Below are 21,742 nucleotides of genomic sequence, written 5' to 3' on the forward strand. Positions count from 1 at the left end.
TACGTCCCCGGCGATCCCAAGGGAAGACCTCACCCCGGCCACACGATCGCCTGCACCTCGCTGTACGCGTGCAGCGCGTACGAGCCCACGTCACGCCCCACCCCGCTCTGCTTGAAGCCGCCGAACGGGGCCTCCATGTTGCGGCCGACCGTGTTCACGCCGACGCCGCCCGCCCGGAGGCGTCGGGCCACGCGGAAGGCTCGGGCCACGTCGCCGGACCAGACGTAGTCGATGAGGCCGTAGTCGCTGTCGTTGGCGAGGGCGACGGCCTCCTCCTCGTCGTCGAAGGGGAGGACGACGACGACCGGGCCGAAGATCTCCTCGCGGACCACCCGCATGTCCGGCGTGCAGTCCACCAGCAGCGTGGGCGCGACATAGAAACCCCGGTCGTACGGCGGCCGTTCACCGCCCGCCACCACCCGCGCGCCCTCCTTGCGGCCCAGTTCGACATACGCCTCGACCCGGTCCCGGTGGGCCGCCGAGATCACCGGCCCCACCACCGTGCCGGGCTCGCGCGGGTCGCCGACCGGCAACCGGGCGGCGTACGCGGCCAGTTGGGTCACCAGCCGGTCGTAGACACCGCGTTGCGCGATCACCCGGGTCGGGGCGGTGCAGATCTGCCCGCTGTAGAAGGTGAAGGTGGTGGCGATACCGGCCACCGCCGCGCCCACGTCCGCGTCGTCGAAGACGACCGCCGCGCCCTTCCCGCCCAGTTCCATCAGCTGGCGCTTCATCCCGCGCCCGCACACCTCCGCGATCCGCCGCCCGACCGCCGTCGACCCGGTGAAGCTGACCATGTCGACGTCCGGCGAGTCCACGGCCGCCTCCCCGACGTCCGCGCCCGACCCACTCACCACGTTCACCACCCCCGGCGGAACACCGGCGGCCTCCAACGCCTCCGCCATGCGGTACACGGAGAGCGGGTCCTGCGGGGCCGGCTTCACGACCACCGTGTTGCCCATGGCCAGGGCGGGGGCGATCTTGCCCGCCGGGTTGGCCCAGGGGTTGTTGTACGAGGTCACGCAGGTGACCACACCGACCGGTTGCCGTACGGCGAGCGCGCCCATCACGGCCGCTTTGCCGAAGGGGCCCGCCTCGTTGATCTGGGGCGCGATCGGCTCCTCGACCGGTTCCACGCGCGCGTACCGCTGGAAGCGGGCCGCGCCCACCCCCACCTGCATGCCCCGCGCCGTCCCGGTCGTCGCCCCGCTCTCGGCCTGGGCGAGTTCGGCGTACGGGACGAGGTGGCGTCGTATCTGGTCCGCCGTGCGGGCGAGGATCGCCGCCCGTTCGGCGGCCGGGGTCCGCGACCACGGGCCGAAGGCCTCCCGGGCGGCGGCGGCCGCCGCGTGCACCTGCTCGCGTGTGGCCTCCGGCGCCCACCCGACGACATCTTCCGTCGCCGGGTCGACCACCTCGTAGTGCCCACCGCCGGGCTCCACCCAGGAGCCGCCGATGAACAACCGCCGCCGCTCCGAAGACCCCTCGGGACTCACCTCGTACTCACCGTCCGCGTGTCCCGCCCGCTGCGCAGCACCTTCCCGGGCACCGACCCGGTCACCACGTCGTCGCGGATCGCCTCGACGCCGTTGACCCAGACCGCCCGTACGCCGATCGCGCGGGAGTCCAGGCGCGGGCTGTCGCCCGGCAGGTCGTGCACCAGGGTGGCCTTGCCGGCGTCGACGCGCTCCGGGTCGAAGAGGACGAGGTCCGCATGCCACCCCTCCCGCACCTGACCCCGTTCACGCAGGCCGAAGAGGCGTGCCGGGTCGTCGGTCAGCATCTTCACCGCCTGTTCGAGCCCGACGAGCTTCCGGCCGCGCAGACAGTCCCCGATGAACCGGGTGGTGTACGGGGCGCCGCACATCCGGTCCAGATGGGCGCCCGCGTCGGAGCCGCCGAGGAGGACGTCCTCGTGCCGCCAGGTCTCGGCGCGCAGGGTCCAGGAGCCGGGGTCGTTGTCGGTGGGCATGGGCCACAGGACCGTACGGAGGTCGTCGGCGGCGCAGATCTCGACCAGGCACTCGAACGGTTCCTGGCCGCGCTCGGCCGCGATGTCCTTGACGACCCGCCCGGTGAGGCCCTCGTTGGCCTCGCTGTAGGTGTCGCCGATGACGTACCGCCCGAAGTTGGCGAGCCGCCGGAAGACACCCGCCTCCTTGCTGTCCGCGCGCCGCAGCATCTCCGCCCGTACGGCCGGGTCGCGCAGACGCTCGATCCGCTCGGGCACGGGCAGGCCCAGGATCGGCCCCCAGCCGGGGATCAGGTTCAGCGCGCAGAACGTGCCCAGCGACATGTTCATCGGCGTGAGGATCGGCATGGTCAGGGCGACCACCCGGCCCCCGGCCTTCCGTGCCCGCTCGCTCGCCTCCAGCTGCCTGGGCACGCGCTCGGGGACGGCGGAGTCGATGGTGAGGACGTTCCAGTTGAGGGGGCGCCCGGCGACCGCGCTCATCTCGACGAAGAGGTCGATCTCCTCGTCGCTGAACTGGTCCAGGCACCCGGCCACGATCGCCTCGATCTGGGTGCCCTCGTGCTCGCCCACCGCCCGTGACAGCGCGATGAGTTCGTCGGGCTTCGCGTGCCGGGAGGCGACCGGCTGCCCGTCCCCGTCGCTGTGCGTCGACGACTGCGTGGTGGACAGCCCCCACGCCCCCGCCTCCATCGCCTCGTGGAACAGCCGCAGCATCGCGTCCAGTTGCTCACCGCTCGGCTGCCCGCCGATCGCGTCCGGGCCCATCACATACCGCCGCAGCGCACAATGCCCCACCATGAACCCGGCGTTGACCGCGATCCGCCCCTCCAGCGCGTCCAGGTACTCCCCGAACCCGTTCCAGTTCCAGGGTGCCCCCTCCTCCAGCGCGACCAGCGACATCCCCTCGACCTTGGACATCATCCGCCGCGTGTAGTCCGCGTCCTCGGGCCGGTCGGGGTTGAGCGGCGCGAGCGTGAACCCGCAGTTCCCGCCCGCGACCGTGGTCACCCCGTGATTGAGCGAGGGCGTCGCGTACGGGTCCCAGAACAACTGCGCGTCGTAGTGCGTGTGGGGGTCCACGAAGCCGGGCGCGAGCACGAGCCCGCGCGCGTCCTCCGACGACCGCGCCTCCTCCGTCACGTCCCCGATGACGGCGATACGCCCGTCCCGTATCCCCACATCAGCGATGTACGCGGGCGCACCGGTCCCATCGACGACGGTCACACCTTTGACGACATGGTCGAGCACGACTCACTCCTTCCGGGTGCCTGGTGAGATTGGGGTGCCGGGAAGCTTTTAGGGGCGCGGGGAACTGCGCGAGCAACCACATCGAACCCGCAGCCGCCATACGAACCTCACCCCGCCGCCCGGAACCGCGAAGTCCGATGCACAGGATCCGTATCGATCTTCGGAATCACGTGCTCCCCGACAAGCCGAATCGTCTGCAGCGTCGCGTCCTTCGGCACCCCCACCGGCAGCCCGAAGCTCAACTGATCCGCCCCCGCCTGCTCCCACCGCTTGCACTGCCGGACCACCTCGTCCGGATCCCCGCAGATCAACAGCTCTTCCTCGATGAGCAGTTCGATGAACTCCTCGTTGTACTCGGGCAGCGTCTCCGGCCACACCGGGAACCCGTCCGGCCGGGGGAACGTGTCGTGGTACCGGAACACCAGCGACGGCAGATAGTGCAGCCCGCCGTTGACCGCGATCCGCACCGCCTCGTCGTGCGTGGGCGCGCAGATCGCGGTCGTCGTCACCATCACGTTGTCGTTGACGAAGTCACCGATCGGCTCGGCGTCGACGATCGCCGTCTTGTACTGCTCCAGCACCCACTCCATGTCGGAGACCTTCTGCACACTGAAGCCGAGCACCCCGAGCCCCTTGCGCGCGGCCATGGAGTACGACGGTGGCGACCCGGCGGCGTACCACATCGCGGGGTGCGACTTCCCGTACGGCTTGGGCAGGATCTTGCGCGGTGGCAGGGACCAGTGCTTGCCCTGGAAGCCGACGTACTCGTCCTGGAGCCACATTTTGGGGAACTCGGCGATGGTCTCTTCCCAGATCTCCTTGGTGTAGTTCATGTCGGTCACCCCGGGGATGAACCCGAGGATCTCGTGCGAACCGGCCCCGCGCCCGCTGCCGAACTCGAAGCGGCCCTCGCTGAGATGGTCGAGCATGGTCACCTTCTCGGCGACCTTCACGGGGTGGTTGACCTGGGCGAGCGGGTTGAAGATGCCGGAGCCGAGGTGGATGCGGTCCGTGGCGTGGGCCAGGTACCCGAGGAACACGTCGTTGGCCGACAGGTGGGAGTACTCCTCCAGGAAGTGGTGCTCGGAGGCCCACGCGTACTTGAAACCGGACTTGTCGGCCTGGATGACGTACTCGGTCTCCTCCATCAGCGCCTTGTGCTCCGCGAGCGGGTCGGTCTCGGCCCGCTTGCCCACGTATCCCTGTACAAAGAGCCCGAATTCCACGGAGGTTCACCGTCCCCACGGCCTGATCTGACGGTACGTCAGATTCTGATAGGCCGACTGTTCCATCGGCTCCGTGGAGGGTCAATAGCTGACGCGTCGTCAGCCCAGACGTCGGCCGAGGATCAGCTCGGATGTCGGCCGGGACATCAGCCCAGACTCACCCCCGCCAGCCAGCCGCCGTCGATCACGAAGGGCTGCCCGGTGATGTACGAGGAGTCCTCGCAGGAGAGGAAGAGGGCGAGCCGGGCGACCTCCTCGGCGCGGCCGATCCGGCCGAGCGGCACCCGTTTGCGGTAGAGCCTGGCGACGGCCTCGGCGGACGCCTCGTCGCCCGGGTCGGTCATCGCGGTGTCGATGGAGCCGGGGCAGACCGCGTTGACCCGGATGCCCTTGCGGGCCAGCTCCAGCGCGGCGACGCGGGTGAGGCCGACGATCGCGTGCTTGGTCGCGGCGTACGCGCCGACGTACGCCATCCCCGTCATGCCCGTGTACGAGGCGGTGTTGACGATGGTGCCGCCGCCGGCCGCCTCGATCTCGGGGGCGAGGGTCTTGATACCGAGGAAGACGCCGACCTGGTTGACCCGTACGACCTGCATGAACTCGTCGAGGGGGGTGTCGACGAGGGAGTTGAAGCGCAGCACGCCGGCGTTGTTGACGAGGCCGTCGACCCGGCCGTACGCGTTCTTGGCGGCGGCCACGGCGGACGCCCAGTCGCCCTCTTCGCTCACGTCGAGGTGGACGTAGAGCGCGCCGATCTCCTTGGCGAGGGCCTCCCCCTGGTCGTCGAGGACGTCGGCGACGACGACCTCGGCGCCCTCCGCCCGGAACAGCCGGGCCTCCTGTTCGCCCTGACCGCGCGCGGCACCTGTGACGAGGACGACACGTCCGTCGAGCTTGCCCATGGGGACTCCCTTCGGGGTGCGTTGGCCGAGGTCAGCGTACCGCCGAATCTGATAGAGCGTCAGATGTCGTCATGTCACTCGCATATGCAACGCCAAGTGACCTGGAAGTAGGGACATTTGACCCTGTCGGCGCATTGATGGAGACCTCAATAATTCTCCAACGGAAGGTAAAGCCACCCCCAAGGAGAGAACCGGTCATGGCCAAAAGGCGCTTCAGGAACAAGAAGGTCCGTTACGTCACGATCGGCGCCTCCATCGTGACCGTGACCGCCGTCGCGACCGTCCTGCTGCCGTCGGCCAACGCGGCCGACGAGAAGACGCCCGAGCAGATCGTCGCGATGTGCGAGAGGTCCGCCGTCCTCAATGGAAAGCAGCAGTCGGTGAGCGATTTCGGAGGCGGTTTCGCCGACGGTTTCGCCGCCGACAACTGCGATTTCGTCGAGACGAACTTCGAGACCTTCGACGGCCCCACGGAGAAGGTGACGGTCGACTTCCCCAACTGCGAGCCGAACGCCACCGAACCGTCCGAGGTCACCACCGAGTTCTCCCAGACGGTGGGTCAGGGCCAGGGCCGTTACACCGCCACCCAGCAGGGCGCGCTCGGCGGGCTGTTCGGCGCCATCGGTCTTTCCTGGGTCAAGCACAAGGGCACGCTCGACCTGACCACCAAGTCGGCGACCGCGACCGAGTCGGAACAGCGGCAGGTGCCCGTCGGAAAGGTCCTGCACGTCACGTTCACGCCGAAGATGCAGCGGATGACCGGTGAATGGCGGGTACGGATCGACGCCGACCCCGGGTCCTTCGCCGTGAACCCCTCTCCCGAGAAGAACTTCGTGGCCCCGGACGTCGTCGAGGGACCGGTCATCCGCCCCGGCGCGGCGGGCACCCCCGGGCTCGTGGACGGCACCTCCAAGGCCGTACTGACCGACTGCTGAGGCCCTGCCCGACACCCCCTCCGACCCCCCTTCCCCCCTCCCCTCGCACAGGAGACACGCATGTCACGCACCGGCCGCAGCGGCAACCACCGGAGCAAGAAGAAGCGCATCACCCTCGCCCTGGCGCCGGTCGTGGCCCTCGGCATGGCCGTCCCGCTGATGTACAGCGCCGGCGCCGCGACCCCCGACGAGGTGGCCACGGACTGCCGTACGGACTCGAACAAGCTGGAGAACTGCGAGTTCGTTCCCGTCCAGAACAAGCGCGACAGCTTCGGCCCCAACGAACGGGTCACCACCGTCACCGACAACTGCGGTATCGACACCGAGGCGAAGAAGGAATTCAGCGGAACGGCCTCCGTGGCCCGGGTCATCCAGCTGGAGGAGGGCTTCAGCGTCAGCGGCGACACCAAGCTGGGGAACTCGTTCTTCGAGGTCGGTGTCACCTTCAACGTCACGGACTTCAACATCAAGACCGACGAGACGTCGTCCTCGTTCACCTTCAAGCGCAGTGATGTGGTGAAGCCCGACCACATCGCCTTCTTCATGTGGTCCCACAAGCGCACCGATGTGAGCGGCTTCCTCCGCGCCACGTACAAGGACGAGCAGGACGGTCAGAAGGTGTTCTTCTCCCCCAGCGAGAACGCCACCACCATCCACGCCTTCTATCCGCAGCTCCTCTCCAACGGCACCCCGGACGGCCGTCTCTGGCTCCGCAATGTGCAGTGCGGGACGCCCCAGGCCAACGGAATCCTGAACAGCGAGGGAAGCGTCCGCGCGGAGCCCGGTTTCGGCGAGGGCGGCACGAATGTGACGGACGTCGAGGTGGCACTGACGGATATCGCGGTGGAGTAACCGGATACAGAGAACCCGAATTGGCCCCCGTGCATGTGCGCGGGGGCCTCGTCTTCTCGCCATTGGCCGTTTTTCTCCGGCGTCTTTTACGACGTTTCTCTGATCGTTCTCAGACGCGAACCCCGGGGGTCGTCGCGCCGAGCCAGCGCAGGACGGCCTCCGTACTCCCCCGGGCGTCGAGCTTGGCGTAGATGTTGCTGAGGTTGTTGCGGACGGTCTTCTCGCTGAGCCGCAGCCGCAGTCCGATCTCCTGGGCGCCGAGGCCGGTGGAGAGCAGTTCCATGATCTGGCGTTCCCGCGGGGAGAGCAGGGAGCGCAGCCGCTCTCTCGCCGCTTCCTCCTGGCCGGGCATCCGTCGGGCCGCGTCCCGGAGGGCGGAGCAGGCGGCGGGCGAGAGATAGGTGTGGCCGACCGTGGCGGCGACGACCGCCGAGGAGAGCATGCAGGTGCAGTAGTCGCCCTCGACGAGATATCCGGCCCCGCCCCGGAACACCTCCACCACCGTCTCGGGGTCCCGCCTCGGGCTGACGACGATCACCGGCGCGCTCATGGAACCCATGGCCTTCAGCAGCGCCGCGAAGGACACCGAGGGGTCCTCGCAGCGCAGAACCACGACGTCCACCTCGGTCTCGGGCAGCGCGCGGTACGGCGGCGGGACGTGCAGCGCGCTGTCGACGTACTGGTCGTCGGGGGCCGGCCAGTCGTCGTGCGGCCACTGCTCCTCGGCGCAGGCGAGCGCGACGGACAGGCCGCCGGAGTCAGGGCCGGTGGAGGGCTGCGCCGGTATGCGGGGATGGTGAGCGGGGAGCCGGGGCGGACGTACGGGAACAGCCGAACCGGTGGTGCCTGCGTGCTGGGACGTTCTGACGTGCCGGGGGGATCGCACCTCGCGGGTCCTTCCGCCGAAGCCATGACGCCCTTACATACGTGGCTCCGGCGTAAATTGCTCGAACATTCAATAATTCAGTCCGGGGCCGATCTCCGGTACGAGCCCTGCGCGACGACCGGTCCGCCGCTAGGCTCCCCACGTGCGTTGATCCGACGGGCGGTTGGCCGTGTGCCACCGCAGAGGGTGCGGGTGACCCCGGCGAGTCCCGGGGCCGCCCGGTTGGCCATGTCCGCCACCGTCACACCGGAGTTCGCACCATGACGCCTCGTCAATCCACCATGTCCTACCGGGAGTTCATCGAACTCGCCGCCGCCGACCCGGCCGTGGTCGGCCTCGTCCTCAAGGGCTCCCAGGCCCACGAGGGCATGCCCACCGTCCACTCGGACCACGATCTGTACGTCGTCCTGGCCAACGACGCGCCCACGCGTCCCACGGACCTCACCACCCGCTTCGCGGGCCACCGCACCCCGGAACTCGACCTCGTCCTCCTCACCCTCGACGAGTTCCGCGCCGTCGGCATGCCCGGCTTCGAGCGCTACGCCCTCGCCCGCGCCCGGATCGTCCTCGACCGCCTGGACGGAGAGATCGCCCGCGTCCTGGCCGCCAAGGCCCGGCTCGACCCGGACGAGGCCTTCCAGCAGGCGGGCGCCTGGCTCGACGCCTACGCCAACTCCCTCTACCGCGCCCTCAAGAACGCCCGCGACGGACACCCCCTCGCGGCCCGCCTAGACGCCGCCGACAGCATCCCCTCCCTGCTGGAGTTCCTCTTCGCGCTGGACCGCCGACCCCGCCCCTACAACAAGTACCTGGAGTGGGAACTGACCCGGTTCCCCCTCCCCGACTGGAACACGGCCACCCTCCTCGACGCCCTGGCCCACATCTCGGACACGGCCGACGCACCCGCACAGCGCCGTCTCTTCGCCCGGGTCGAATCCGTCGCCCGAGGGGCAGGACACGGCACGGTGCTGGACGCCTGGGGAGAGGATCTGCACCTGATGCGACCGGTGAGTTGGGGTCAGCCTTGGCGCTCGTCACGCGATCTCTCAGGTCGGGGCTAGCCTGAGGGGTCCTGCTCGCTCGACGAGGGGAAAAGTAAGTGCCCACCATGATCGACGCTGTTGATGTCCGTCCGCGTGTGTTCTACAGGACCATCCAGATCGGCCCCATCCTCTTCGAACAGGCGCCGGCTGAGGACGACCTTGTTCAGATCCCCGGGGAAGGCTGGAGTCTCACCTCCAGCGACAACGATTTCTACCCACTGGTGCGATTGGAGGTGTGGGACGGTCCCGCTTCTCGGCCATCAGGCACTTGGGAGTACGAACGGGCTTTCCGTTCTCCGATGGCCGATCGCCTCTCGGTGCTCGACCTGAATGGCGTCTGCTACGGCGAGATCCGGCTGCAGCCGGGGCGCTATCACCTGCGGCTGCTCTGCCGAGGGCGGGATCATGTCGAGGCTTCGCTGTCACTGGACCCCTTCCCTCCCGAAGGGCCGCACGACGATCCCCTTGAGGTGTGGGTTGTCCAGATGTGGCCGACCGCCGACTGAGGTACACCATGGGCCTCAACTCCCCTTCGTTGCCACAGAGTTCACAGCCGGTTGCCGCAGCGTCCACAACCCCTGCCACCGCCTTGCCAGGGTCATCGCACGGACGAAAGATCTCCCACAGCTGAATTCTCGGTGCCTCCGACGGAGGCGAAGCAGAAACGGGAGGGAATCATGCGAACGTTGCGAAGAGCCTCGATGGTGGCCGGAATCGCGCTGATGTCGACGATCGGCCTCGCCACCCAGGCACACGCGTCGTCCAACAGCGGCTGGGTGTACACGAGCAATTCGAGCGGTGCCGTGTACTTCGACGCCGATCTGAACGGCTACCCGGGCCTCGAGAAGATCACCGTCTGCGACAACACGACCGACGGCCGCGGTACCGAGGCCGTGGTGCAGGGCTACGACGGTGACGGCGCCGTCGCGTACGTCGTGACCGATCCGTCCAACAACGGGGAATGCGAGCCGGCGATCGGCAACTTCTTCCTGGAGGAGACGGCCGTCAACGTGACCGTGTACGAGTACTGGGGCAGCAACACGGCCCACTTCGGGTACGGCTCGGGCGTGGCCTAGATCCAGATCTAGATCCACGTCGTCCGTGACGGCTCGCCGGTTCGTCCGGCGGGCCGTCACGGCTTGTCGGGCGGGGTGAGAGACGGGGCCGGCCCCGCAGTCCTCACAGCAACGGGGCCACCTCCTCACCGAACTGCCCGACCTGATCCGTGAGTTCGTCCCGACTACGGCTGCGGAAGCGCACCTGGATCTGGTCCACCCCCATCGCCCCGTACGCCCGCAAGGACTCGGCGATCGCGGTCGGGCTGCCCGTGAGGGTGCGGTGGCCGACGTCCCGGTTCGGCTCGCCCACGTACAGCGGCTCGGTGATCGCGCCGATGGTGAGGGGGGTCGTGACGCCGGACTTCTCCCGGAGCCGGCGGAGGCGGGTGATCTGAGCCGGGAGACGGTCGCGGGGGTCGCCCTGGGGGAGCCAGCCGTCGCCACGGACGGCGGCCCGGCGTACGGCGGCGGGGGACGAACCGCCCACCCAGACCGGTACCCGGTCCTGGGCGGGGCGGGGGCGCTGGCCCAGGTCCTCGAAGTCGTACGACTTGCCGTGGTGGGAGGGGAATTCGTCCGGGCCCAGGGCGGCCCGCAGCGCGTCGACACACTCGTCCAGCACGGCTCCCCGGCGGTCGAAGTCCACCCCCAGCGCCTCGAACTCCTCCCGGACGTGTCCGGCGCCCACACCGAGGATCAGCCGGCCCCCGGAGAGATGGTCGAGGGTGGCGTACTGCTTGGCGGTGAGGAGGGGGTGGCGCAGGCCGACGACCGCGACATGGCTGAGCAGCCGGACCCGTTCGGTGACGGCGGCCAGGTAGGCGAGCGTGGCGACCGGGTCGTACCAGACCGTGCCCATCGCGGGGGCGAGGCGGCGCGGGATGGCCACGTGGTCGCAGACGGCGATGTACGCGAACCCCGCCCGGTCGGCGGCCCGCGCGATCTCGGCCAGGTCCTCCGGACCGGCGTCCGCCTCCCAGGGCTCGGCGTAGAGGGTGCTCTGGGACTGGACGGGGAGCTGTATTCCGTAGGCGAGTCGGCCGGGCCGACCCGGGCCGCTGTCCTGAGGTGTTCGCACGGTCACTCCTGGTGATGGGTCCGTTGGGTCCGTTGGGTCCTCGGTGTCCGTCAGCCAACGCTTCGGCCGCTCAGCGTGAAAAGCACGGGGCGCAGCCCCTGCTTTTCAGGGGCGCGGGGAACTGCGCGAGAAGCCCCACCGGACGCACACCCGGCAACGCACCCCGCATCTCACCCCCCGAACATCACCCCCACCCCCTACCCCGCCCAGAGCCCCTCCCCCGTGAGCCCCAGCAACTCGATCGCGTTGCGGCGCACGATGCGGTCCACCACGTCCGCGTCCAGGTGCCCCATCTGCGCCTCCCCGACCTGCCGGGACTCGGGCCAGGTGGAGTCGGAGTGGGGGTAGTCGGTCTCGTAGAGGACATTGCCGACGCCGATCGCGTCGAGGTTGCGGAGCCCGAACGCGTCGTCGAAGAAGCAGCCGTAGACGTGGTCGGCGAAGAGTTCGGACGGCGGCCGGTGGACCTTGTCGGCGACGCCACCCCAGCCCCGGTTCTCCTCCCACACCACGTCCGCGCGCTCCAGGATGTAGGGGATCCAGCCGATCTGCCCCTCCGCGTACATGACCTTGAGGTTGGGGAAGCGTTCGAACTTGCCGCTCATCAGCCAGTCGACCATCGAGAAGCAGCAGTTGGCGAAGGTGATCGTCGAGCCCACGGCGGGCGGCGCGTCCGCCGACGTGGACGGCATCCGGCTGGACGAGCCGATGTGCATCGCCACGACCGTGCCCGTCTCGTCGCAGGCGGCGAGGAAGGGGTCCCAGTCGTCGGTGTGGACGGAGGGCAGGCCCAGGTGCGGGGGTATCTCGGAGAAGGCCACCGCCCGGACCCCGCGGGCCGCGTTGCGGCGCACCTCCGCCGCCGCCAGCTCCGCGTCCCAGAGGGGGATGAGGGTGAGGGGGATCAGGCGCCCCTGAGCCTGCGGCCCGCACCACTCCTCCACCATCCAGTCGTTGTACGCCCGGACCCCGAGCAGCCCCAGCTCATGGTCGGCGGCCTCGGTGAACGTCTGGCCACAGAAGCGCGGGAAGGTCGGGAAGCAGAGGGCCGACTGGACGTGGTTGACGTCCATGTCCGCGAGCCGCTGCGGGACGTCGTACGAGCCGGGGCGCATCTGCTCGTAGGTGATGATCTCCAGTTTGATCTCGTCCCTGCTGTATCCCACCGCCGTGTCCAGGCGGGTCAGCGGGCGGTGCAGGTCCTCGTAGACCCACCAGTCGCCGATCGGGCCGTCGTCGCCGGGGGCGCCCATGACGGGCTTGAAGCGGCCGCCGAGGAACGTCATCTCCTTCAACGGCGCGCGGACCACGCGGGGCCCGATGTCCAGGTACTTCTTCGGCAGCCGGTCCTGCCAGACGTGCGGCGGCTCCACCGTGTGGTCGTCGACGGAGATGATCTTCGGGAAGGGGACCGGATCGGCGTCCGCCGGGGCGCGGGCGGCGTCGGGGGCAGGGCCGGGGGTAGGGGCGGGATCCTTGGCGCTCGTCTCCATGGTGTCCATGTCCGCCACGGTAGCGCTGATCTGACGACCCGTCAGTAATGGTTCACCGACAACCCGGCTGCGAAGAACGTGTGTGAGCCTCGTGATATCCCGCGCGCCTCCCTGTGATCGACCTCTCGCACGGCTGACGGATCTGCCATGAACAAGGCAAACTGGCCTGGTTGTCAGGTAAGCCTTAGGGGGCTGTCGATGGGCGGTGAACCGGGAGTGCCGGAGGTCGGTGGGCCGCGAGTGCCGGAGCAAAGGGTTGCCGTGGCCGCTGAGCTTCCGCAACCGGACGCCCAGGCCTCGGCCGAGCTGCGCTTCAGCGTGCTCGGTCCCGTACGGGCCTGGCGCGGAGCCGAACCCCTGGCCACCGGTTCGCCCCAGCAACGCGCCCTGCTGGCCGCACTGTTGCTGCGCGAGGGGCGGACGGCCACCGCGAGCGAGCTGATCGACGCCCTGTGGGGCGACGATCCGCCGTCGCAGGCGCTGGCCGCCGTACGGACGTACGCCTCGCGGCTGCGCAAGGCGCTCTCCCCGGACGTCCTGGTCAGCGAGTCCGGCGGGTACGCGGTCCGCGGGCCGGCCGGCGGCGCGCTGGACCTCGCGGTCGCCCAGGAGCTGGCGGCCGACGCGGAGAAGGCCAAGAGCTCCGGCGATCTGTGCCATGCCCGCCAACTCCTCAACAAGGCGCTGGGGTTGTGGGACGGGGAGGTCCTGGCGAGCGTTCCGGGGCCGTACGCGGAGACGCAGCGGGCCCGGCTCGACGAGTGGCGGCTCCAACTCGTCGAGACCAGGCTGGACATGGACCTGGAGCAGGGCTGCCACGCGGAGGCGGTCTCGGAGCTGACCGCCCTCACCGCCGCGCACCCTTTGCGGGAGCGGCTGCGCGAACTGCTGATGCTGGCGCTGTACCGCAGCGGGCGGCAGGCGGAGGCCCTCGCGGTGTACGCCGACACCCGCCGGCTGCTCGCCGACGAGCTGGGCGTGGACCCGCGCCCGGGGCTGCGGGAGTTGCAGCAGCGCATCCTTCAGGCGGACCCGGGCCTGGCCGAACCCTCCGCGCCGCTCGCCCCGGAACCCGCCGCCACCCCGGTCCGCCCCGCTCAACTCCCCGCCACCGTCCCGGACTTCACCGGCCGCGCTTCCTTCGTGGGCGACCTGAGGAAGGTGTTGGCGGAGGCGTCCGGCGCCGAGGGCCAGGTGATGGCCGTGTCCGCGCTGGCGGGCATCGGCGGGGTCGGCAAGACGACCCTCGCGGTGCATGTGGCGCACCGGGCCAGAGCGGACTTCCCGGACGGCCAGCTGTACGTCGACCTCCAGGGCGCCGGCGCCCGGCCCGCCGAGCCGGAGACGGTCCTCGGCTCGTTCCTGCGGGCGCTCGGCACGGCCGACTCCGCGATCCCCGACTCCCTGGAGGAGCGGGCCGCGCTGTACCGGTCCGTCCTGGACGGCCGCCGGGTGCTGGTCCTGCTCGACAACGCGCGGGACGCCGCCCAGGTACGGCCCCTGCTGCCCGGTACGGCGGGCTGCGCGGCCCTCGTCACCGCCCGGGTGCGCATGGTGGACCTGGCCGGGGCCCATCTCGTCGACCTCGATGTGATGTCACCCGACGAGGCGCTCCAGCTCTTCACGAAGATCGTCGGCGAGGAGCGGGTCGCGGCGGAGCGCAAGGCCGCGCTCGATGTCGTCGCCGCCTGCGGTTTCCTTCCCCTCGCCCTCCGCATCGCGGCCTCCCGCCTCGCGGCGCGCCGCACCTGGACGGTGTCCGTCCTGGCGGCGAAGCTGGCGGACGAGCGCCGCCGCCTGGACGAACTCCAGGCCGGCGACCTGGCGGTGAAGGCCACCTTCGAACTGGGCTACGGCCAGCTGGAACCGGCCCAGGCACGGGCGTTCCGCCTCCTCGGCCTCGCCGACGGCCCCGACATCTCCCTGGCCGCCGCGGCCGCCGTACTGGATCTGCCGCAGGAGGACACCGAGGACCTGCTCGAAATCCTCGTCGACACCTCCCTCCTGGAATCCGCCGCCCCCGGCCGCTACCGCTTCCACGATCTCGTCCGCCTCTACGCGCGTGCATGCGCGGAACGCGACGAACAGCCGCCGAGCGAGCGGGAGTCGGCGATGTCGCGGCTGCTGGACTTCTATCTGGCGACGGCGTCGCGGGTGTACGCGATCGAACGTCCCGGCGACCGGCTCGTGGACCACCTGGAGCCCACCGACTATCCGGGCCTGCGCTTCGCCGAGGGCTCCGCCGCGCTCGACTGGCTCTACAACGAGGCGGCCTGTCTGCTGGCCTGCGTCCGCCAGTCCGCCGGCACGGACCGGCTGCGCCGCGCGGTCGATCTGCTGTGGGCCGCGAAGGACCTCACGGAGTCCGGCGCCAACTCCCACCAGTACGAGGCCACGGCGCGCGCGATGTGCGACGCGACGCGGGCGGCGGGGGACGTGCGGGCGGAGGGCCGGGCGCGCACGATGCTGACCAACGTCTTACTGGTCTCGGGACGCATCCAGCAGGCCGGGGACCAGGCACAGCTCGCCATGGACCTCACGGCCAGCGCCCAGGACGTCGCCTCCAGCTGGGTGGCCAACGACTGGGGACTCATCTCCATGCACCAGGGCCGCTACACGGACGGCAAGACCTTCCTGGAGCAGGCGATCGAGGGCTACCGGGCGGCCGGCAACCGGCTCAACGAGGCGGTGACCCTGGCCAACCTCTCCCGGGCGTACCTGGGCATGGGCAACGTCACGAAGGCGATCGAGATCGCCCGGCACAGCCTCGACGTGCACGCCGAGATGGGCCGGCCCATGCGCCGCGGCAACGCGCATCTCGCCCTCGGTCTGGCGCTGACCAGCGCGGGCCGTCACAGCGAGGCGCTCGATCAGTTCTCGGACGCCCAGTACATCTTCGCCGAGCACCGGCAGCGGCTCTGGGAGGGGAACACCCACTTCCGCAAGGCCGAGGTGCACCTCGCCGCCCAACGCCCCGCGCGCGCCGCCCAGCACGCCGAACAGGCGCTCGCGCTGGGCTGTGTCGGGGGCGACCGGATGCGCGGTCACATCGTGACGCTCCTCGGGCGGGCCCTGTCCACGGTCGGACAGACGGACCGGGCGAACGCCTGCTGGCGGGACGCGATCAACCTGTACGAACAGAGCGGTGCCGCCGAGGAGGCCGCCGCCGTGCGCGCCCTGATCGCCCCCTCCACGGCGGCCTGAGCGCGGGGCCGCGCACGGGCGGGGCGCGCGCGGGGAAAGGGCGCGGTCGCGCGGGGAAGGGCTCGGTCGCGCGGGGGCGGTCGTGGTCGATCGGCGGCGCGATCGAGGCCGTTCAGCATTCGTTTATCTCCGCCCGGCAGTCTCTTACGTGCCAGACCGTCGCGTCGGGGGGCAGGCGGTCTGAACGGGAGCGCAACCGGTTAGGGTGCGGCTCCGACACGCCCGTCCGGCGGCCCTCGGGGGAGCTTCCGGACGGGCGTTCCTGACTGGTCACCACAGCAGAGGAACACAGGCCATGAGCGACAAGAAGACGGACTCGGACGTCACCACGCTGGACAACAGCATGCCCGGCGAGCCGGCCAGGTCCGAGGCCGAGACCATCACGACGATGGACAACAGCATGCCCACGCCGCCGAAGAAGAACCCGGTGGTCAAGCCGCTGGACAACAGCATGCCCAGCGAGCCGGTCGACACCGACGCCCTCACCACCCTGGACAACAGCATGCCCGCCCCGCCCGCCCTCGACCTCGACGGCGGCAAGTAGGCACACCGGACTTCCGTACCCACGGGGATCGGCCGCGGTGGCGCGGAGGGGGAGCCACCGCGGCCGAGGTGTGTCCGGGAACCGAACCGGCGCGATCAGCGGCGTGATCAGCCGCGTCGTCACCGGTGTGACCGAGGAAGGGACCACGATGGTCGCAACGGAGGCCGGGCCCGGCGCTCCCGTCGCCCCACGGCCGGAGCGGACACCACCGGCACTGCGCGCGGCCCTGGAGCGGGTGGCCCCGCACCGCCTCCCCGAGATGGAACGGCAGAAGGACGAGGCGATCACCGTGGCCGCCCGCACGGGCAGCCTCGGCCCGATCACCCGGTTCCTGGAGACCTGGGCCGTGGCCGTCGAGATCGCCAGGGTCCCCGCCACCGCCGCCCGGCTGCGCGCCGCCGAACACACCGCCCGCACCGTCGACCCCGACGACCCCGCCTGGCGCGAGGCCATGGACGAGATCCACACCCTCCACGCCACCGCCCGGGAGTCACTCACCACGGGCTGAGCCCGGCCGCACCCGATCCCGGCCGGCCCCCGGGCCTCTCACCTCCCCCGCAACTCCCCCTTCACCACCTTCCCGCTCGCGTTCCGCGGCAGCTCCGCCAGGAAGTCCACCGCCCTCGGCACCTTGTAGTTGGCCATCTCGCGGCGGGACCAGGCGATCAGGTCGTCGGAGGTGAGGAGGGACCCCGGCCGCCGTACGACGTACGCCTTGCCGACCTCGCCGAGCCGCGCGTCCGGTACGCCGATGACGGCGACGTCCGCCACATCCGGGTGCAGGCCCAGCAGTTGCTCGATCTCGGCCGGGTACGCGTTGAAGCCGCCGACGATGAACATGTCCTTGATCCGGTCGGTGATCCGGAGGTTGCCGTCCTCGTCGAGCACCCCCACGTCCCCCGTGCGGAGCCAGCCGTCGGCGGTGACCGCGCGGGCGGTCTCGGCGGGGTCCTCGAAGTAGCCGCGCATGACGTTGAAGCCACGGACGAGGACCTCCCCGGGTGTACCGGGCGGCAGGGCGGACCCCAGCGGATCGACGACCCGCACCTCCGTCCCCGGGATCGCCCGCCCGGACGTCGACGCGATCACCGACGGCTCGTCGCCGCGCCGGCACATCGTCACGATGCCGGACGCCTCGGAGAGCCCGTACGCCGTCAGTACGGTCTCCACCCGCAGCTCCGCCCGCAGTTGTTCGACCAGCCGCAGCGGCACCACCGCCGCGCCCGTCACCACCAGCCGCAGCGCGCCGAGGTCGTAGTCGTCGCGGGCGGGGTGGTCCAGGAGGGACTGGTGGAGGGTGGGCGGGCCGGGGAGGACGGAGACCCGCTCGGCCGCCACGTTCGCCATCGCCGTCTCCACGTTGAACACCGGCTGCGGGATCATCGTCGCGCCCCGCATCAGGCAGGCGATCACGCCCGCCTTGTAGCCGAAGGTGTGGAAGAACGGGTTCACGATGAGATAGCGGTCGCCCTGCCGGAGTCCGGCGAGGTCGCACCACACCTCGTACGCCCGCAGCGTCTGCGCGTGGGTGATCACCGCGCCCTTGGGGCGGCCGGTCGTGCCGGAGGTGAAGACGAGGTCGGAGGGCGAGTCGCCCGTCAGCTCGGCCGACCGCGCCCGTACCTCCGCCGCCCCCACCCCGTCACCGCTCGCGAGGAAGTCCTTCCAGGTGCGGAAGTCGGCGGGCGCGTCGTCCGAGAGCACCACCACCTGCTCCAGATGCGGGAGCCCGGGCAGCGGCCCCGGCCGCTCGCACACGCTCCCGGCGCCCGGCGCCCGCAGCCGCCCCCCGTCCGCGCCCGCCGCGCGCCGGAGCGAGGCCACGTACGACGTCCCCAGGAACGTCCCGGTGATGAACAGCAGCTTCGCCCGGCTGCGCGCGAGCACGTCCGCCGCCTCGCCGCCCTTGAAGCGGGTGTTGAGCGGCACGAGCACCGCGCCCGCCGAGACCGCGCCGAGCGCGGACACGATCCAGTCGAGGGAGTTGGGCGCCCAGAGCGCGACCCGGTCGCCGACCCGGACCCCGTTGGCGACACACGCCGCCGCCGCGCGCTCGACCCGCGCGCCCAGCTCCGCGTACGACACCCGCGTACGCCCGTCGACGACGGCCTCGACCCCGCCGAACCGCTCGGCCGCCGAGCGGACCAGCCCCGGGACGGTCCCCCACACCAGGTCTCCGCGCCCCTCCACGTCACCGCTCACAGCGCTCACAGCAGGCCTCCGTACCGAGAAACCAGTAGCTGACTCCGTAGCTGACTACCCGTCAGATTAGCTGTACGCTGACGGACTGTCAGCAGCCGGAATCCCCCAGTGTCCTTGCCTGTGCGGAGGTGTGCGCCCATGACCGTACTCAAGGACGCGACGGCGATCGTCGGCATCGGCCAGACCCCTTTTGCCAAGCAACTCCCGGAGAATGAACGGGCGTTGGCGTGCCGAGCGATCCTCGCCGCACTCGACGACGCGGGTATCGCGCCCGACGAGGTGGACGCGCTCGCCTCCTACACGATGGAGGAGACGGACGAGGTCGAGGTGGCGAAGGCGGTCGGCTTCGGCGACCTCACCTTCTTCAGCAAGGTCGGCTACGGCGGCGGCGGTTCGTGCGCCACGGTCGCGCATCTCGCCGCCGCGATCGCCACCGGCCAGGCCACGGTCGGCGTCGCCTGGCGGTCCCGCAAACGCGGCTCGGGCCCCCGCCCGTGGAAGAACACCACGGTCCAACTCCCCACGCCCGCCCAGTGGACCCGCCCCTACGGCCTGCTCCGCCCCGCCGACGAGATAGCCATGCTGGCCCGCCGCCATATGCACGAGTACGGCACCACCCGCGACCACCTCTTCAACGTCGCCCTGGCCTGCCGCAACCGCGCCAACCAGAACCCGGCCGCGATGATGTACGACCGCCCGCTGACCCGCGAGATGTACATGAACTCCCGCTGGATCAGCGAGCCCCTCTGCCTCTTCGACAACTGCCTCGAAACGGACGGGGCGTTGGCGTGCGTGGTGGTGAGCGCCGAGCGCGCCCGCGACTGCCGCCGCACCCCCGTCTACGTCCACTCCGCCGCCCAGGGCCTGCCCGCCCAGCACCACGGCATGGTCAACTACTGGAACGACGACCCGCTGACCGGCCCCGCCTGGACCGCCGCCCGCCACCTCTGGAAACACGCGGACCTCACCCCGGACGACATCGACGTCGCCCAGATCTACGACGCGTTCACCGCCCTCATCCCCCTCTCCCTGGAGGGCTACGGCTTCTGCGCACGCGGCGAGGGCGGCGCCTACACCGAGGGCGGCGCCCTGGAGATCGGCGGCCGGCTGCCCCTCAACACCTCCGGCGGCGGCCTCAGCGAGGCGTACGTCCACGGCTTCAACCTGATCACCGAGGGCGTCCGGCAGCTGCGCGGCACGAGCACCGCCCAGGTACCGGACGCGGCGACGTGCCTGGTCACGGCGGGCGAGGGTGTCCCGACATCGGCCCTGCTACTGAGGAACTGAGGAGTTGAGCGAACCGTGTCCCTGCTGTCCCCCGTCGTGGACGACGACGGCGCCCCCTTCTGGAGGTACGCCGCCCGGGGCGAACTCCGCGTCCAGGCCTGCGCCGACTGCGGCGAACCCCGTTTCCCGCCCCGCCCCTGCTGCCCCCACTGCCGCTCCTTCGCGACCGACTGGCACCGGGTCGGCGGCCGGGGCCGCATCTGGTCGTACGTCCGCCCCCATCCACCCCTCCTCCCGGACTACGCCGAGCAGGCCCCGTACAACGTCGTCCTCGTCGAACTCCTCGACGCCCCCCGCATCCGCCTGGTCGGCAACCTGGTGACCGCCCCGGGCGCCCGTCTGGACTCGGTACCGGTGGAGCGGATCCGGATCGGCGCGAGGGTGCAGGTGGTGTTCACGTCCACGGGCCTCCCCCAGTGGGTACTGGAGCGCCCATGACCCTGCTGACGACGACGGACAAGGACACGGGCGTAGCGCTCCTGACCCTGAACCGCCCGGAGAAACTGAACGCGATCGACCTACCGACGGCAGAGCAACTCACCCTCGCGTGGCGGGAGTTGAGATACGACGACACCGTACGGGCGATCGTCGTGACCGGCGCCGGCGACCGCGCCTTCTGCACGGGCCTGGACCGGGACGCGGCCTCGGCGGTCCCCCAACCGAACTCCCCCTACACGATCGAGGACCCGCTCCTCCGCGTAGGCCCCAAGTCGAACGACCTCTGGAAACCACTGATCGCAGCCGTGAACGGCATGGCCTGCGGAGGCGCCTTCTACCTGCTCGGCGAGGCGGACTTCCTCGTCGCCGACCCCGCCGCCACCTTCTTCGACCCCCACACCACCTACGGCATGGTCAGCGCCTTCGAGTCGATCCTGATGGCCCAGCGCATGCCGTACGGGGAGGCCGCCCGGATGGCGCTGATGGGCACCGCCGAGCGGATGTCCGCGCGCCGGGCGTACGAGGTGGGCCTGGTGTCGGAGGTGACGGAACCCGGCGAGTCGGTCGCCGCGGCTGTGCGCTGCGCCGAGGTCATCGCCGGGTATCCCCCGGAGGCCGTCCAGGGCACGGTGCGCGCCTGCTGGTCGGCCCGGGAGGCGGCGAGGGCGCACGCGCTGGCGTACGCCCCGCACCTGGTGTCGCTGGGCAACCTGCCGGAGGACCGCCAGTCCGGGCTGTTCGCGGGCCGCCGGACGACGGCCCGCAAGCCCTGGATCAGGTAGAAACGCCGGCTGTCAGCCGCTCACGCGGCGTAGCCCGACAGATCGGCGAGCTTGCAGCTGCCGCCGCCGAAGTCGCTGTCGCTCACGACGCTCGCGGGCACAGTGACCTCGATGAAGTCGGACGAACCCGCGGGCACGGAAAGGATCCCGTTGTCCTCAGCGGTGTGGAGGACGCTCCCGCTCGCGTCCGTGAACTCGACATCGAAACTGTAGGTGTAGTTGCTGCCCGAACTGTTGGTGGCGCGGACACGGGCGACCGGGCCGTTGTCGTACTCACAGGCCTCGATCTGCAGATCCCGCGCGAGCCTCCGCTGCTCGCTGGACGTCCCACCCGTCCCCGTGGTGGTGCTCCCGCCCGTGGTGGTCGTGCCCCCGCTGCTGCTGTCGCTGTCACTCCCACCGCTGGAGCTGGACGAGCCGGACGAGTGGGACGAGGAGGAGCCGCCGGAGCAGCCTCCCCCGCTGGAGCCGCGGGCTCCGGTCAGGGCGAAGACGGCGATACCGAAGACGGCGACAGCCCGGACATGACGAGATTTCACGTTGCTCAACCCCCGTTGAGTAGCGTCACTTTGATGTATACGCCCGCAAA

The 21,742-nt window shown here is 70.6% G+C and carries 20 protein-coding genes; 11 read left to right on the top strand and 9 right to left on the bottom strand.

The window, feature by feature from the left end; all coding sequences use genetic code 11:
• Positions 1–29: 29 nt before the first annotated feature.
• The 4 genes from ACZ7MG_RS19860 to ACZ7MG_RS19875 form a co-directional block, all read right to left on the bottom strand.
• Positions 30–1,496: an aldehyde dehydrogenase family protein gene (locus ACZ7MG_RS19860; RefSeq protein WP_471393556.1), complete on the bottom strand. Its 1,467-nt coding sequence runs from the start codon at positions 1,494–1,496 to the stop codon at positions 30–32.
• Positions 1,493–3,223 carry an N-acyl-D-amino-acid deacylase family protein gene (locus ACZ7MG_RS19865; protein WP_471393555.1) on the bottom strand — a complete coding sequence of 577 codons (1,731 nt, stop codon included), beginning with the start codon at positions 3,221–3,223 and terminating at the stop codon, positions 1,493–1,495. Before ACZ7MG_RS19865 ends, ACZ7MG_RS19860 begins: the two co-directional genes overlap by 4 nt.
• A gap of 107 nt (positions 3,224–3,330) precedes the next feature.
• Complete coding sequence (locus ACZ7MG_RS19870) at positions 3,331–4,449, bottom strand: LLM class flavin-dependent oxidoreductase (RefSeq protein WP_471393553.1); 1,119 nt, start codon at positions 4,447–4,449, stop codon at positions 3,331–3,333.
• 146 nt (positions 4,450–4,595) lie between these two features.
• Positions 4,596–5,351: an SDR family NAD(P)-dependent oxidoreductase gene (locus ACZ7MG_RS19875; protein WP_471393550.1), complete on the bottom strand. Its 756-nt coding sequence runs from the start codon at positions 5,349–5,351 to the stop codon at positions 4,596–4,598.
• Positions 5,352–5,548: 197 nt separating this feature from the next.
• Between ACZ7MG_RS19875 and ACZ7MG_RS19880 the strand changes: the two genes are divergently transcribed.
• The gene (locus tag ACZ7MG_RS19880; RefSeq protein WP_471393548.1) at positions 5,549–6,286 is read left to right on the top strand and encodes a hypothetical protein; all 738 of its coding nucleotides are present in this window, start codon (positions 5,549–5,551) and stop codon (positions 6,284–6,286) included.
• Positions 6,287–6,346: 60 nt separating this feature from the next.
• Positions 6,347–7,138 carry a hypothetical protein gene (locus ACZ7MG_RS19885; RefSeq protein ID WP_471393545.1) on the top strand — a complete coding sequence of 264 codons (792 nt, stop codon included), beginning with the start codon at positions 6,347–6,349 and terminating at the stop codon, positions 7,136–7,138.
• Positions 7,139–7,247: 109 nt separating this feature from the next.
• Here ACZ7MG_RS19885 and ACZ7MG_RS19890 read toward each other — a convergent pair whose 3' ends face one another.
• Positions 7,248–7,925 (bottom strand): LuxR C-terminal-related transcriptional regulator, encoded by a 678-nt coding sequence (locus tag ACZ7MG_RS19890; protein ID WP_471393893.1) that lies wholly within the window; start codon positions 7,923–7,925, stop codon positions 7,248–7,250.
• A gap of 359 nt (positions 7,926–8,284) precedes the next feature.
• Between ACZ7MG_RS19890 and ACZ7MG_RS19895 the strand changes: the two genes are divergently transcribed.
• From ACZ7MG_RS19895 to ACZ7MG_RS19905, 3 genes are all read left to right on the top strand, one after another.
• Positions 8,285–9,085 carry a hypothetical protein gene (locus ACZ7MG_RS19895; RefSeq protein WP_471393543.1) on the top strand — a complete coding sequence of 267 codons (801 nt, stop codon included), beginning with the start codon at positions 8,285–8,287 and terminating at the stop codon, positions 9,083–9,085.
• 38 nt (positions 9,086–9,123) lie between these two features.
• Positions 9,124–9,573, top strand: a complete 450-nt coding sequence (locus ACZ7MG_RS19900; RefSeq protein WP_471393541.1) for a hypothetical protein — start codon at positions 9,124–9,126, stop codon at positions 9,571–9,573.
• 171 nt (positions 9,574–9,744) lie between these two features.
• Positions 9,745–10,143, top strand: coding sequence for a hypothetical protein (locus ACZ7MG_RS19905; RefSeq protein WP_471393538.1), 399 nt, complete (start codon positions 9,745–9,747; stop codon positions 10,141–10,143).
• A gap of 103 nt (positions 10,144–10,246) precedes the next feature.
• On the opposite strand, the gene ACZ7MG_RS19910 is transcribed toward ACZ7MG_RS19905, so the two are convergent.
• Both ACZ7MG_RS19910 and ACZ7MG_RS19915 read right to left on the bottom strand, forming a co-directional pair.
• The gene (locus tag ACZ7MG_RS19910) at positions 10,247–11,203 is read right to left on the bottom strand and encodes an LLM class F420-dependent oxidoreductase (protein WP_471393535.1); all 957 of its coding nucleotides are present in this window, start codon (positions 11,201–11,203) and stop codon (positions 10,247–10,249) included.
• A 197-nt stretch (positions 11,204–11,400) separates the two neighbouring features.
• Positions 11,401–12,705 carry an amidohydrolase family protein gene (locus tag ACZ7MG_RS19915; protein ID WP_471393533.1) on the bottom strand — a complete coding sequence of 435 codons (1,305 nt, stop codon included), beginning with the start codon at positions 12,703–12,705 and terminating at the stop codon, positions 11,401–11,403.
• A gap of 189 nt (positions 12,706–12,894) precedes the next feature.
• Between ACZ7MG_RS19915 and afsR the strand changes: the two genes are divergently transcribed.
• From afsR to ACZ7MG_RS19930, 3 genes are all read left to right on the top strand, one after another.
• On the top strand, positions 12,895–15,900 hold the full coding sequence (afsR, locus tag ACZ7MG_RS19920; protein WP_471393531.1) for an SARP-family global regulator AfsR: 3,006 nt from the start codon (positions 12,895–12,897) through the stop codon (positions 15,898–15,900).
• Positions 15,901–16,195: 295 nt separating this feature from the next.
• Positions 16,196–16,444 carry a hypothetical protein gene (locus ACZ7MG_RS19925; protein ID WP_471393528.1) on the top strand — a complete coding sequence of 83 codons (249 nt, stop codon included), beginning with the start codon at positions 16,196–16,198 and terminating at the stop codon, positions 16,442–16,444.
• Positions 16,445–16,514: 70 nt separating this feature from the next.
• Positions 16,515–16,952 (top strand): DUF6247 family protein, encoded by a 438-nt coding sequence (locus ACZ7MG_RS19930; RefSeq protein ID WP_471393526.1) that lies wholly within the window; start codon positions 16,515–16,517, stop codon positions 16,950–16,952.
• Positions 16,953–16,990: 38 nt separating this feature from the next.
• Here ACZ7MG_RS19930 and ACZ7MG_RS19935 read toward each other — a convergent pair whose 3' ends face one another.
• Positions 16,991–18,646: a fatty acid--CoA ligase family protein gene (locus ACZ7MG_RS19935; RefSeq protein ID WP_471393890.1), complete on the bottom strand. Its 1,656-nt coding sequence runs from the start codon at positions 18,644–18,646 to the stop codon at positions 16,991–16,993.
• 138 nt (positions 18,647–18,784) lie between these two features.
• Here ACZ7MG_RS19935 and ACZ7MG_RS19940 point away from each other — a divergent pair, with 138 nt between their 5' ends.
• From ACZ7MG_RS19940 to ACZ7MG_RS19950, 3 genes are read left to right on the top strand one after another with little or no spacing between them, the layout of a single operon-like run.
• Positions 18,785–19,933, top strand: coding sequence for a lipid-transfer protein (locus ACZ7MG_RS19940; protein ID WP_471393523.1), 1,149 nt, complete (start codon positions 18,785–18,787; stop codon positions 19,931–19,933).
• A 21-nt stretch (positions 19,934–19,954) separates the two neighbouring features.
• The gene (locus tag ACZ7MG_RS19945) at positions 19,955–20,371 is read left to right on the top strand and encodes a Zn-ribbon domain-containing OB-fold protein (RefSeq protein ID WP_471393888.1); all 417 of its coding nucleotides are present in this window, start codon (positions 19,955–19,957) and stop codon (positions 20,369–20,371) included.
• Positions 20,368–21,153, top strand: coding sequence for an enoyl-CoA hydratase/isomerase family protein (locus tag ACZ7MG_RS19950; protein WP_471393521.1), 786 nt, complete (start codon positions 20,368–20,370; stop codon positions 21,151–21,153). Before ACZ7MG_RS19945 ends, ACZ7MG_RS19950 begins: the two co-directional genes overlap by 4 nt.
• Before the next feature lie 20 nt (positions 21,154–21,173).
• Here ACZ7MG_RS19950 and ACZ7MG_RS19955 read toward each other — a convergent pair whose 3' ends face one another.
• Positions 21,174–21,692, bottom strand: a complete 519-nt coding sequence (locus ACZ7MG_RS19955) for a hypothetical protein (protein ID WP_471393518.1) — start codon at positions 21,690–21,692, stop codon at positions 21,174–21,176.
• Positions 21,693–21,742 lie beyond the last annotated feature (50 nt).

It is taken from the genome of Streptomyces sp. NPDC107538 (genome assembly GCF_055657445.1).

Bases quoted from the DNA above. Each gene is read 5' to 3' on its own strand.
- ACZ7MG_RS19925 (WP_471393528.1), top strand. From the start codon at position 16,196: ATGAGCGACAAGAAGACGGACTCGGACGTCACCACGCTGGACAACAGC.
- ACZ7MG_RS19940 (WP_471393523.1), top strand. From the start codon at position 18,785: ATGACCGTACTCAAGGACGCGACGGCGATCGTCGGCATCGGCCAGACC.
- ACZ7MG_RS19875 (WP_471393550.1), bottom strand. From the start codon at position 5,351: ATGGGCAAGCTCGACGGACGTGTCGTCCTCGTCACAGGTGCCGCGCGC.
- ACZ7MG_RS19880 (WP_471393548.1), top strand. From the start codon at position 5,549: ATGGCCAAAAGGCGCTTCAGGAACAAGAAGGTCCGTTACGTCACGATC.
- afsR (WP_471393531.1), top strand. From the start codon at position 12,895: ATGGGCGGTGAACCGGGAGTGCCGGAGGTCGGTGGGCCGCGAGTGCCG.
- ACZ7MG_RS19905 (WP_471393538.1), top strand. From the start codon at position 9,745: ATGCGAACGTTGCGAAGAGCCTCGATGGTGGCCGGAATCGCGCTGATG.
- ACZ7MG_RS19885 (WP_471393545.1), top strand. From the start codon at position 6,347: ATGTCACGCACCGGCCGCAGCGGCAACCACCGGAGCAAGAAGAAGCGC.
- ACZ7MG_RS19915 (WP_471393533.1), bottom strand. From the start codon at position 12,705: ATGGACACCATGGAGACGAGCGCCAAGGATCCCGCCCCTACCCCCGGC.
- ACZ7MG_RS19895 (WP_471393543.1), top strand. From the start codon at position 8,285: ATGACGCCTCGTCAATCCACCATGTCCTACCGGGAGTTCATCGAACTC.
- ACZ7MG_RS19950 (WP_471393521.1), top strand. From the start codon at position 20,368: ATGACCCTGCTGACGACGACGGACAAGGACACGGGCGTAGCGCTCCTG.